Here is a 12,318-nt window from a genome sequence, read left to right on the forward strand (position 1 = left end):
GCATTTGTCATGAGCGGGATGTACTTGAAACATCGGCTGAACATGCGGCTTGACACTCAGCGAGGTCAGGCGCTGGTGCTTGGCCTTTTTCTGATCATGCTGCTGGCCGTGGCGCTGATCTATCAGTTCGGTGTCGGGCAGGTCGTCGGGCGTAAGGCGCGACTGATGCATGCGGCCGACGCGGCGGCCTATTCAGGCGCGTTGGTACAGGCCCGGGCGCTGAATATGCAAGCATATATCAATCTTACGCAGACTGCGCACCAGGTGGCAATGGCGCATCTGGTGACACTCGGGTCCTGGAGCCAGTTTGCGGCAGCACAGGGTCAGCAGCTGGCGACGTTCAATCCGCCTGCCCATGTGATCGGCATGATGTTCGGCGCGCAGCACCTGGCAGGGTACACCGCTTCCGCCGCTGCTTTGGCGTTACGAGATATGGCCCGCACAGGGGGCGAACTGCCACGTCTTTTTGCAGAACATGACCGGATCGTCCGGCATGTGCTGCAGGCGGCCTCTGTAGCGGTTCATCACAGCATGCAAAGCGCCAGGGACCAGGCGATCACGCAGGTTCTTGAGCAGAATTTCCCGCAAAGTTCTGTTTCGCACAAAGCGCTATTAACACAGGGCGGACCGGTTCGTGAGCCGGCAACGGTCGTGCCTGTCAGCTATCCGGCGGATCAATCTGCGCCGTTGTCATGGACGGCTCGCAATCACCTCGACAAGCCCTATACAACACGTTACCGGCCAGCCGCAGGCTATCGACGGTTTCTTGAAGACGTGGTGGCGCTTTATGATTTTCTGGATGCTCGCGACCATGTGCATCGCAACAACTGGATGGTGCAGTATCAATGCCCGCAACTGCGTCACGAGCTGCGGCGGCGCGGCCGAACAGTGCTCGATAGCAGCGGCAACTGGCAATCGACAGATACTCAGTCCTATCATGCGCTCAGAAGCAATCAATATATCGGCTGCTACTACCGGGAATACCCCATGGGCTGGGGCTGGATCCCAGGCCGCGCGAACAAGCCGGGGGCCGATATGCCTTACTCAGAAAACGCACCAGATAACTTTGGCGATATTGATTTTTGGCGCTGGGTTACCCGGGCCACAAATTGGGATATTTTTTCCGGCAGCGCCAATCCGCTGGCAAACTCAAGGGCCGTTGCCGGCAAGCCTAAATGGGAGGGTGGCGGCCTGGTCCCTTTTTACGATGTGCGTGAGGCTTATCGCCGTCGCCCGTTGGGGTTCACGATTACAGTCAGGCAGCATTTTGCCGATCAGCCCACACTTGTCGTATCGGCCTCGGCAGAGACGTTCTTTGAGCCCGCCAGTGAAAAAAGGCAGTATCGCAGTGAACAACCGGGAATGTGGCATCCGTTCTGGCAGGCTCATCTAGTCCCGAACCCGGCCCAAAAGGAAGGCTGATATGAAACACCAGCAAGGACAGGCACTCACGGAAGGCTTGATTGTGCTTTTATGCATGCTCATTTTTTTTGCAGCAGCGACTGGGCTGGGGCGACTGCAGGATGTGGCGTTGTATGAGCAACATGCCAGCCGTTTTGGTGCGTTTGAGCTTGCCAGAGCAGGCGATATCGACAACGCCAAATTGTCGACCCGGTTTTTCCAGGGGCGGCATGCGGGCTGGCGTAACCGGCAGGGCAATGCGCTGGTGGTCGATGACCGGATACAGATCGGGTACAACAGGCAAGCCCTGCTTGATCCTCAAAGCCAGCCCGGTGCGGTTGACAGGAACGCGACCATTTTACGTAAGGAGTGGGAACTGCAGGACCGCGGCATCGCCAATGTGTCATTGCGCATTCGTCCGCGAGCGACTACGCCATCCGAACGAACACATACTGAATGGGCAGGGCAGGCACAGAAATTTTTGGGCAGTCTGGTAGTGTCGCTACGCAGGCATACCGCAATTCTGGTCGATGCCGGGCACGCCATCAATGCGCGGTCTGCGCACGAGCGTGCTGCCCGTTCCAATACCGCATGGCAGCAGGCCGCGCGCGCGTCGTATGCGGCGGGAAAAAAAATTGCAGCTGCTGCCATGCCGGTTGATGCACCCTGGGGGCGGGCGGCACCCGTTTTTGACTGGTTCATGCCCTGGGCCGGCAAAAAACCATAAGTCCCTTTGTTGTTGCTTGAATTTTTCTGGACCATTGTATGCAGGTTTTATTCGTCAAAATCGTCTTTGTATTTACATCGCTGCTGTGGTGCGGCGATATGGCTGCAGCCAATGCTGCAGAGAATGCTCCCGTTGCATCGCTGCGTAATGTATGTCGGCAATTGAAGCTGTGCGTCAATCTGTCGCCGGTGTCATTTCAGTTGTTTGGCATGCCCTCGGCGTTTTTGGTGCTCAATCTGCAGGAACCGCCGGGGCAGTTCATGCAGCGATTGCATGGCACGTCTTCACCGTTTTCGCGGTTCACCCGCGTGGGGAACCAGGTTTTCTACAGTGGTTCGTTTGGCCAGACGAGCCTGCAGTTGGTAGTTGACGTGCTCCAAGCAGATACCACTCATGCACTGTTGAGTGCGACGACGCTGCCGCCTGCCGGTACCGGTTCGAATCCAGCAATAGACTCAATGCACTTGCCAGGGCGCCGCATGCTGCAACTGTTGCCCGATGGCGCCAGGCTGCTCATGGACGTCTGCTACCCCGATCGCGAGCGCACCTGCCATCAAGTCTATGCTTATGCGGGTTTGAGTACCGAGCAGCTTGCCAGTGCATTGAAAGCGACGCTTATCGCTGCCAACTGGCAAGCGCAAAGCATAGCAGCAGGTCTTGCGACCTGGATTCGCCATGGTCGAACGCTTCAATACTTCCTGGCCAACGTCAATGGCAATACAACGCTCTATCTGACGGCGCCTGCAATCCTGTGGTAGAGCGGGAGGAAAAATGCGAATTTTCAGATTAAGCCGCAACGCCTTGCTATTGTTTGCGGCTATTGCGGCAGGGCTGGCGGCGGCCTGGTTTGCACGGCGCTATATACAGGATCATATCCGGGCGCTGGACGAGCAGGCCAAAGTGCGAACGGTCAGCCGGATCGTCGCCGATTTTGATTTGCCTGAAGGATTGCGACTGGAGCGCTTGCATCTGGCGGTCATGCAGGTTCCAGTCAGTTGGGCTCCCAGTGGCAGCATTGCACCCGAAGAGGTGCAAAGTATCGAAGGCAAGGTGGTGACAACCGCCGTGAGCAAAGGCGATATTTTGTTGCGTGCCAATCTGGCGCCCCAGCGTCACCACGCATTTTCACAGAAAGTGCGAAGCGGCCGACGCGCTATTACCATTCCGGTGGATGCCATCAATTCGGTCTCGGGCATGCTGGTGCCGGGCGATCTGATCGATCTTTACGTGTCGTTCGAATACCGCCGCAAACGGATTACGGCGCCGCTATTGCAGGGCGTATTGGTGCTGGCCACCGGTAGTGACAGCCAACAGGCAGGTGACGGGGATGAACCCGCTCAAGGCGCAGCCTTTTCAACGGTCACGCTGGACACGGCACCGGAGGAAGCAGCCAGACTGGTGGCGGCGCGGCAGGCCGGCACCATTACAGCCTTGTTGCGACATCCCGATGACGCCAAGGCAAGCAACAAGGGGGTACAGGGGGATCTGGCGACGCTGCTTGGCATTGCAAAACCCTCATCCGTTACACGGACCAGACCGGCCGTCATTTATGGCAACCAGCCGCAGCACAAGCTACCGGCGCTGGCGGCCGACCCAGGGCCGGGCATGCCCGAGTTGTCCAAAGGGCTTATTGAACTGCCCGAGACAGAGGACATCGTGAGTGCATGGATCAACTCACTTGCCGATGTCAGAAAATCTGGCAGCGCCTCGCCGGTTGGACCAATAGCGGCCGAAGAAGAGGCGTTCGTTGTCGCCGATGACATGCGTGATATGGGATCGGCCCAGGCTCAAACGCCAGCAGTACCCAGTAATTAGCAGGAAGCGCCATGAAGTTTATTTATGCATTTTCATTTTTTGTAGCACTGCAAATTGGCGCCATGGTGCCGTCTTGCGCAAACGAGCAGCCTATCGCGCAGATCACCTTGCAGGTTGGTGACGTCAAGGTGTTGCCGTTTGTCGATCTGGCCCGTGTGGCCGTGGGTGACGGCAAAATTGTCAACGCGGTCACCGACGGTGAAAATGAACTGGTGCTGTTTGCCCGGGAGCCGGGACAAACCGTGCTGAACATCTGGGACAAATCACATCGAAGCCAGCAGTTTCATGTATTTGTTCGTGCAGCCGGGGAACAAAAACTGCAATACGAAATACAACGTATGCTCAGTACGATCGGGCGGATCAAAACGACGCAGGTTGGCGATAAGATCATTGTCGAAGGAGACAATCTGAGCGATGCAGATCGTGAGCGCCTGCTGGTGCTTGCCAGGCATTTCCCACAAATTGTGGATATGACTAGCCAGATTGGCTGGGATCAAATGGTACTGCTCGATGTACAGATTCTGGAGCTGCCCCGCAATGTATTGCAGGAGCTCGGTGTTAAATGGGGCACACATGCTGGCGGGTTTTCCATGGGGGCTGTCTGGGACACCGGGTCCTCACGTCTGTCCACCAGGCCAGGCAATAGTGTGCTCGACATTCCCTTCAGGGCAATCTCACCCGCCGGCTATTTTGGTCTGAATGCGCTATTGTCTGCCTCCCTTCAGACTTTGGCCGAGGAAGGACAGGCAGTTGTATTGGCCCAACCGCAATTGATGGCGCGTAGCGGGGCGACGGCAGAGTTTCTGGCCGGCGGCGAGGTCCCTTATGTCACGACCGACAAGAACGGACAGAACCAGACCGTGTTCAAGCCTTACGGTGTGAGTCTGCATATTACGCCGCGCATCCAGAAAAATGGCAACGTGCGATCAAAAATAGACGTTGAGGTCAGCTCGGTCGATGGCTCCATGGCGCTCAATGGCGGGCCCGCACTCAAAACACGCCGCACTTCCACCGAGTTCAACGTACAGTCCGGCCAAACGCTTGTGCTGGCAGGCTTTGTGTCCCGTGACCAGTTTCGCAATGCCGACAAGTTGCCCGGCATGGGTGATCTGCCTATTCTTGGCGCACTCTTTCGGTCAAACCGGTTTCAGCGCAATGAAACTGAACTGGCCATCTTTGTACGACCTGTTGTGGTCTCGGCAGATAACCGTGATTTACAGAAACGCGCAGCCCGTTCACGCGCCATCATTGACGAGACGTTCAACAGCGCGCCGATACTGAATACGCCGGTAGCAGCGGACAGATCCGATGAGTCGCAAGCTGCGCGGGCATCGGTCAAACGCCATTACCCAATCTGGATCCCCGCAGGGCAGCGGTGGCAGTATTCGCGCAAATTGCCGGCTGCGGACCGTGCCGGTCGTTTGGCAAGGGACCGTACCGACGGGGCTCGACACCAGCGCCCTGTGCCGATACGGGTGCGCCACTCCCGATGGAAGCCGATTCTACGACTGCGGTTATCCGATATAGATCAAGCTTTCTGAAGGTGGAACAATGATTGTGATTGACATGCATTTTGAGGATGGAACATTGCAAAGTCGCCAATATGCGTTGCCGGCCATTGTGGGAAGGCAAAAGGACTGCCACATTTGCTTGCGCAGCTGGCGCGTGGCCCGGCAACATGCCCGTCTGGTTCATCGGCAGGCGGGGATCTTTGTAGAAGATATGGGGTCACTTGCCGGTACGATTGTCAATGGCATACGTATCACCGAGTACGGGCCATTGACTGGCGCCGACGAAATACTGATCGGCCCGTGTCGCATGCTCATACGTGATGTATTTGATGCTGATTCGGTCTACACGCGCGGCAACGTCGCTGTCGAGCCTGGCCACGAGCAAGGTCGGGCCAACAGCGCCCCGGCAGAACAGAGGCCGCAACATCAGGGACAACATGTGCTGCCTCATCTGCCAACTGACGAGTCACTTCATCAACCAGCGCATAAACCATTTGATACCGCAGTTCATACCCTACAAAATGATCGATACAAAGAACCACCAGAGGGCGTGTCCGTAACGCAGGCGGGCATTGTTTCTGTCCTAAACCCAATTGGGCCGCAGGGCACACCGGCGTCTATTTCCCGGCAGCAGGCCCGTGCCGTATGTGATCAGAGGCAACAATCAGACCCTACCCATGCTGCGTGCGATCAGCGGTGGTATCAGCAATGGCAAATGCAGCTGCATGCCCGCCTGCTGCAGGCGCTTGATTTGCGGCGCAAGGACGTATCCCATATGACAGACTCGGCGTTACGGCTCGAAGCTGCCGCGATGCTTGACCGGATCCTGGCCGAAAACCAGGAACTGCCGGCAGATATCGACCATGAACGCCTGAAGCAGAATGTACTGGACGAAGTGATCGGGCTCGGGCCGCTGGAGCCCTTGTTGGCAGACCCGGCCATAACCGAAATCATGGTGAATCGCTACGACGAACTGTTCATAGAAAAGGCCGGACGACTGATCCGCTATAACGGCACATTCAGCAGCGAAAAATCGGTGCTTGGGGTCATCGAGCGCATCGTGACGCCATTGGGACGCCGGGTCGACGAAAGCTCGCCAATGGTCGATGCCCGTCTCAAGGACGGTTCGCGCGTCAATGCCATCATCCCGCCGGTTGCCCTGCGCGGGGCCAGTCTGACCATTCGCAAGTTTCCACACTTTCGACCCGGCATGCAGGATCTGCTGCGTCTTGGCTCGCTTGATGCAGCCATGCAGCAATTTCTTACGCTCTGCATCCAGCATCGCAAGAATCTCATTGTCTCGGGTGGAACCGGTTCCGGTAAAACCACCTTGCTCAACATCCTGTCTAACTGCATACCAGAACACGAGAGAATTATCACAATAGAGGATGCGGCAGAGCTACGCCTGAATCATGAGCATCTGGTCGCGCTTGAAGCCCGTCCGGCCAACCTTGAAGGCAAAGGCCAGGTGCAGATCCGCGATCTGGTCAGAAACGCCTTGCGCATGCGGCCAGACAGAATCGTGGTGGGCGAATGTAGAGGGGCGGAAGCATTTGACATGCTCTGGGCCATGAATACTGGCCACGAAGGCTCCCTGACAACCTTGCATGCCAATACCCCAAGGGATGCACTTGCGCGCCTGGAGACCATGATACTGATGGCCGGCATGGACTTGCCTTTGGCTGCAGTCCGGGAGCATATTGCTGGTAGTATCAATTTCATAGTGCAACAAAGCCGCCTTTCTTGCGGCCGGCGCGTGATCACGTCGATTACTGAAATTTGTGGGCTGGAAAGCGGCGTCATCAAATCACAGGAAATTTTTCGCTTCGAGCGCAAAGGCACGGGCGCCTTTATGGGTTTGGGGATTGCGCCTGAATGCTTTGATGCCTTGCGCGTGCAGGGCGTCCCGATCGATATGCAGATGTTCAGCCAGTACACGCCAGCCACTTCCGGGGCCAATGCCTTTGTGTCCTCTGACGGTCAGTTGCCTGAATCACAAACGCAGTTGCAGGAGTGTTCACAATGATCTGGGCAGTGCTGCTGTTTGTCGTGATTTTTATTGCAGTTGTCTTTATATTGCTGCAGCAAATATTTGGCCGTATCTTTAAAAACTGGGAAGATCGGGTCAAGACCGATACAACCCGCAGGCTGCAGGATTTCTTTCTGTTCATCGATCCGTCGGCGCTTTGGTCGGGCAATGTCGTGCTGGCGGTATCACTGGCTTTTATCGCCTGGGCGCTCAGTGGCATGTGGTGGGTGGGCATGATAATCGGCTTGCTCCTCTTTCTGGCCCCCAACTGGTTGGTAGCCAGGTTGCGCCGGCGGCGTCTCGCAAAATTTGACGGTCAATTGCCCACTATGCTACTGGCGCTTGCTGGTGCCCTGCGGGCCGGGGCAGGCGTTCAGGCGGCTATCGCTCAGATAACGGTTCAAGCGGCTGCGCCGCTTTCTCAGGAGTTTGGTCTTGTACAGCGACAGCAAAGATTGGGCATCTCCTTTGAACAAAGCCTTGATGATCTCTTTGTGCGCATGCCCTCAGAGTCTACCGGTCTGCTGGTCTCGGCGTTGAAAATCGCGACCCAAAGTGGCGGTAATCTGGCCGAGGCCCTTGAGCGGATCGCCCAGACCTTGCAGGCACGCCAGCAGATACAGGGACGAATTCGGGCGTTGACCTCACAGGGGAAAATGCAGGCCTGGGTGATGGCGGGATTGCCGTTGCTGTTGATGATAGTGCTCAATATGCTGGACCCGGCAGCCATGTCCCCGATGTGGTTTCATCCGGCAGGATGGATCGTGCTGGGCATTATCTTCCTGTTGGAAGCACTGGGTATTTGGTTGATTCTAAAAATCGTGAATATCGATATTTAGGAATGAACAGAAAATGGCATTCTGGATCAGTTGCATCTTCACGGGTATTTCCATTTGTCTTGGTCTTTATCTGTTGCTTTCACCTGCAAGCACCAAGGTCGTTGTGCCACAGGTCTATCAGGACAAAAGAGTATTAGTCTTGCTCTGGCCGTGGGTTCATGTGCTGGGCCGCACCATCATTCCCTTTATATCATGGAGATATCGCGCGCGTTTGCTGTCATTGCTGCGTAGTGCAGGGCTCGAGCAGGTGGCGCAGATCGATCATGTTGCCGGCATACAATGCCTGTTCGCCTGTTGTGCCTTTGCCGGTACCGTTCTTGTGCAAGTGCCGCAACTGAATGCACGTCCCATATCTGTGCTGTTGATTGCACTTGTCATGGCGCTGGCAGGCTTACTGTTGCCACTGATGTGGTTGCGCGAACGCGGGGCCAGGCGCCGGCAGCAGATCTTGCGTGAGTTGCCGTTCCTGCTGGATATGACTACTTTGTGCGTAGAGGCCGGCCACAACTTGCAAGGCGCCCTGTATTGCACGGCAAACCTGTGTTCACCAGGTATTTTGCGCAATGAATTGAGTTATTGCTTGAGTGAAATACGCACGGGCAAGCCCCGCATTGATGCGCTGAGGGCCATGGCCGCGCGTACTGGTACTGCGGAGGTTTCCCTATGGGTCGCTTCCATTGCGCAAGCGGAAAGCATGGGCATGTCGCTCGGCCCGCTATTGCGTTCGCAATCAGATCAGCGCCGACAGGAGCGTTTTAACCGTGCTGAAAAGCTGGCGCTGGAAGCGCCGGTAAAAATGCTGCTGCCGTTGATTTTCTGTATCTTTCCCTGCACCTTTATCGTTCTGGCGTTTCCCATTGCGATAAAAATCCTGCAATCCGGAGTGTGAATGCGACTCTCGTCCACCTATACCTTAATTACGTTTGACCGTTTTTTTCAACGACTTGTAGGCTTAATGGGAAGAAAGGGCATTGATCCCCGACATGTTTTCCACTTGGTTCCGTGCAACAGTATCCATACCTTTGGCATGACTGTTCCGCTCACAGTTATCTTTCTGGACAAGCAGTTGCGTGTCCTGCATGTGATCGATTATCTGGCGCCTGCGCGCGTGGCCTGGTACCGGCAGGCGTGGTCGGTGCTTGAACTTCGCGCTGGGTCCATTACGTCGAACAGGCAAGCGCAGGAGCTTGTCGCTGCGCTATTGCCCGTGAATATCGTCTGAAAAAACGAAAATACGATCATCAACAAATGGACAACGCTGAACAAGCTCAAGACCGCTGGTCAGTTCAGCCAACAGCCAACGAAACCGGGGACCTTTACGTGGCGTCATAGTACGCAATAATGCGCTCAATGGCATGACTGACGATCGGATCCTGTTTTTTTCTCGACCATATAACAGATGTAATAGAGCGCTGGGTGTGCGCAAACTCCAGAAACTGCAAATCGGGCAGACCGCAGTGCTGCATGCAGGCCGGTACCAGTGATACGCCCATGTTCTGGGACACCATGCTCAGTATACTCAGCCAGTGACGCGTTTCGTCTACAGCCTTGGGAAAGAACCCGGCACTGATGCACATGGACAAGAGTATTTCATAATAAACCGGTGATACATGACGCGAAAAAAAGATGAACCGCTGCGCGCTGAAGTCGGCCAGGGCAGGGGCCTTTCTTTGCAGTATCGGATTATCCTTGTGGGCGCATAGCAGGAATGGCTCGGTGACAATCACCTTGTCCTGCAGTTCAGCAGGCAGGCGATTACTGTGGATAAATCCCACATCAACATGGCCCATGGCAACTTTATCGACAATGTCGCCTGAATTGGATTCGGCCAGCTCAATATCGATCTGCTCGCCTTCACGCCCCAATAGCTGCAGTAATGCTGGCAGGCCGCGATAGACCATGGATCCCACAAAGCCGATGCGCAGGCGACCGCGTTCTGTCGTGTGGGCAAGGCGATTTTTGAGCGAGCCGGCGTGACTGATCAGGAAAAGCGCTTCCTTATAGAGCACGGCGCCCGCAGGCGTCAGGCTGACATGCCGACTGTTGCGTTCAAACAGCTGTGCACCCATTTTTGCTTCAAGCTGCCGGATGGCCAGGCTTAACGGCGGCTGCGAAATGTTCAGACGTGCCGCAGCTTTGCTGAAATTGAGCGTTTCGGCAACGGCGACAAAATAGCGAAGGGCACGAAGTTCCAGGTCCATATCTATACATTATATGTATAGATCTAAATAAAAATAGTATTTCCATATATACATTGTTTTATTTACGCTGTGAATATTATTTAAGTTCACAAAGGCCAGGACATGGAGACAAATAATATTCCGGATAGCCGGGGCAGCAATTTTTTTACGCTGGATCCTTATTCCGGCGCCTTGTTGAAAACTTATCTGCCGGCGCCGCTCTATACCCACCTGTTGCCGGTTTTCAATGAACTGGGCGCAGCAGTGGGGTCACGCCTGGATGAGCAGGCCGATACGGCCGATAAAAATCCGCCCCAACTGTCCGTGCGCAACCGCCAGGGCCAGGATGCCTGCGCGGTTACCAAGCATCCGGCTTATGTGGAACTGGAAAAAATGGCCTATGAAAAACTTGGGCTGGCAGCCATGTCGCACCGGCCGGGGGTTCTGGGCTGGAAAGAACCCTTTCCGCCCGCGGCCAAGTACGCGTTGTCGCATTTATTCGTGCAGGCCGAGTTCGGCCTGTGCTGCCCGGTCAGCATGACCGACTCTCTGGCGCGAACGCTGAAAAAATTCGGCAATCCTGCGTTGGTCGAACAAGTGTTGCCGCAAGTGACGGCAACTGAATTTGCCGATCTGCAACAGGGGGCCATGTTCATGACTGAGCAGGCCGCCGGGTCCGATGTTAGCGCTACGCAGGTGATCGCACAGCCCCACGAAGATGGGCACTGGCGGCTGACAGGAGACAAGTGGTTCTGCTCCAATCCCGATGCGGGCTTTGCCATGGTGCTGGCGCGCAGCGAAGCGGCTGACGGGCTCAAGGGCGTGTCGCTATTTCTGCTACCCAGAATATGTCCTGACGGAGCGCCTAATCAGTATCGAATATTGCGGTTGAAAGACAAGCTGGGTACCCGCTCTATGGCCAGTGGTGAAATCAGGCTCGAAGGCGCCTTCGCATGGCTGATCGGCGAGCGTGGCAAAGGCTTTCAACAGATGGCCGATATGATCAACAACTCCAGGCTGTCAAATGGGATGCGTGCCGCCGGCCTGATGCGCCGTGCAGTCAGCGAGGCGGTCTATTTCTGCAGTCACAGAAAAGCGTTCGGCAAGCGGCTCATCGAAATGCCTTTGATGCAAAGGCAACTGGTCAAGATGATGACACGGGCCGAGCAGGCCCGCTCGGTCATGTTCCAAACAGCAACGGCGCTGGAAAAGGCCGACGGCGGTGATGCGTTTGCAAGGGATTTGCTGCGCATCCTTACGCCACTGATCAAGTTTCGCGCCTGCCGCGATGCTCGCGTGGTAACCGGAGACGCCATGGAAGTGCGGGGTGGCTGTGGCTATATCGAAGAGTGGGTTGAGCCGCGCCTCATGCGCGATGCCCACCTGGGCTCTATCTGGGAGGGTACCAGCAACATCGTGGCGCTCGACGTATTGCGTGCGATACGCAAGAGCAATGGGCTGGCTGCGCTGCAGACCCATGTACAGACATTGCTGGAAACAGGCAAGCCATGCGAGGAATCACTGGCCGTGCTGCAGGCAAACTGTATTGAAAATACATTTGCACTTGCACGGCGTGTGGCAGATAGTGAAGACGCCGTCATGGCGCGACAGGTTGCATCGGCACTGTATCACGTGGCAGCGCTTGCTGGCATGCGCTGGGAAGCCGCCCATGCCGGATTGGAATCACGGGCCATGCTGGCCGATCAGGTCTTGATCCATCGTCTGGCGCCGCGTGATCCGTTATCACAGACGAAATACGAGGGTGCAATGAAGGCCCTGTTGGCGTACGCGCTGTAATCTACATACATACTCAATT

General features: G+C 55.9%; 11 protein-coding genes. 10 read left to right on the forward strand and 1 reads right to left on the reverse strand.

Features of this window, described 5'->3' with window-relative positions; translation table 11 throughout:
* The first annotated feature begins 18 nt into the window (after window positions 1-18).
* Genes EV681_RS19410 through EV681_RS19450 form a run of 9 tightly spaced genes read left to right on the forward strand, consistent with a single transcriptional unit; the run spans window position 19 to window position 9,544 of the window.
* Window positions 19-1,422 carry a pilus assembly protein TadG-related protein gene (locus tag EV681_RS19410; protein WP_242612326.1) on the forward strand — a complete coding sequence of 468 codons (1,404 nt, stop codon included), beginning with the start codon at window positions 19-21 and terminating at the stop codon, window positions 1,420-1,422.
* 1 nt (window position 1,423) lies between these two features.
* A complete protein-coding gene (locus EV681_RS19415; protein WP_130304903.1) occupies window positions 1,424-2,128 on the forward strand; it encodes a pilus assembly protein in 705 nt (234 codons plus the stop codon).
* A 38-nt stretch (window positions 2,129-2,166) separates the two neighbouring features.
* Window positions 2,167-2,886 carry a hypothetical protein gene (locus EV681_RS19420; RefSeq protein WP_130304904.1) on the forward strand — a complete coding sequence of 240 codons (720 nt, stop codon included), beginning with the start codon at window positions 2,167-2,169 and terminating at the stop codon, window positions 2,884-2,886.
* 13 nt (window positions 2,887-2,899) lie between these two features.
* On the forward strand, window positions 2,900-3,943 hold the full coding sequence (cpaB, locus tag EV681_RS19425; protein ID WP_130304905.1) for a Flp pilus assembly protein CpaB: 1,044 nt from the start codon (window positions 2,900-2,902) through the stop codon (window positions 3,941-3,943).
* An 11-nt stretch (window positions 3,944-3,954) separates the two neighbouring features.
* The gene (locus EV681_RS19430) at window positions 3,955-5,484 is read left to right on the forward strand and encodes a type II and III secretion system protein family protein (RefSeq protein WP_130304906.1); all 1,530 of its coding nucleotides are present in this window, start codon (window positions 3,955-3,957) and stop codon (window positions 5,482-5,484) included.
* Window positions 5,485-5,494: 10 nt separating this feature from the next.
* On the forward strand, window positions 5,495-7,480 hold the full coding sequence (locus EV681_RS19435) for a TadA family conjugal transfer-associated ATPase (RefSeq protein WP_130304907.1): 1,986 nt from the start codon (window positions 5,495-5,497) through the stop codon (window positions 7,478-7,480).
* Complete coding sequence (locus EV681_RS19440; RefSeq protein WP_130304908.1) at window positions 7,477-8,322, forward strand: type II secretion system F family protein; 846 nt, start codon at window positions 7,477-7,479, stop codon at window positions 8,320-8,322. Before EV681_RS19435 ends, EV681_RS19440 begins: the two co-directional genes overlap by 4 nt.
* A gap of 13 nt (window positions 8,323-8,335) precedes the next feature.
* Entirely contained in the window at window positions 8,336-9,211 is an 876-nt protein-coding gene (locus tag EV681_RS19445; RefSeq protein WP_130304909.1) for a type II secretion system F family protein, read from the forward strand.
* Window positions 9,212-9,544 carry a DUF192 domain-containing protein gene (locus EV681_RS19450; RefSeq protein ID WP_130304910.1) on the forward strand — a complete coding sequence of 111 codons (333 nt, stop codon included), beginning with the start codon at window positions 9,212-9,214 and terminating at the stop codon, window positions 9,542-9,544.
* A gap of 94 nt (window positions 9,545-9,638) precedes the next feature.
* Here EV681_RS19450 and EV681_RS19455 read toward each other — a convergent pair whose 3' ends face one another.
* Window positions 9,639-10,523, reverse strand: a complete 885-nt coding sequence (locus EV681_RS19455; RefSeq protein WP_130304911.1) for a LysR family transcriptional regulator — start codon at window positions 10,521-10,523, stop codon at window positions 9,639-9,641.
* A 102-nt stretch (window positions 10,524-10,625) separates the two neighbouring features.
* On the opposite strand from EV681_RS19455, the gene EV681_RS19460 reads away from it, so the two are divergent.
* Entirely contained in the window at window positions 10,626-12,299 is a 1,674-nt protein-coding gene (locus EV681_RS19460; protein ID WP_130304912.1) for an acyl-CoA dehydrogenase family protein, read from the forward strand.
* Window positions 12,300-12,318 lie beyond the last annotated feature (19 nt).

Source organism: Advenella incenata (assembly GCF_004217095.1).
Taxonomy (GTDB): Bacteria; Pseudomonadota; Gammaproteobacteria; order Burkholderiales; family Burkholderiaceae_B; genus Advenella; species Advenella incenata.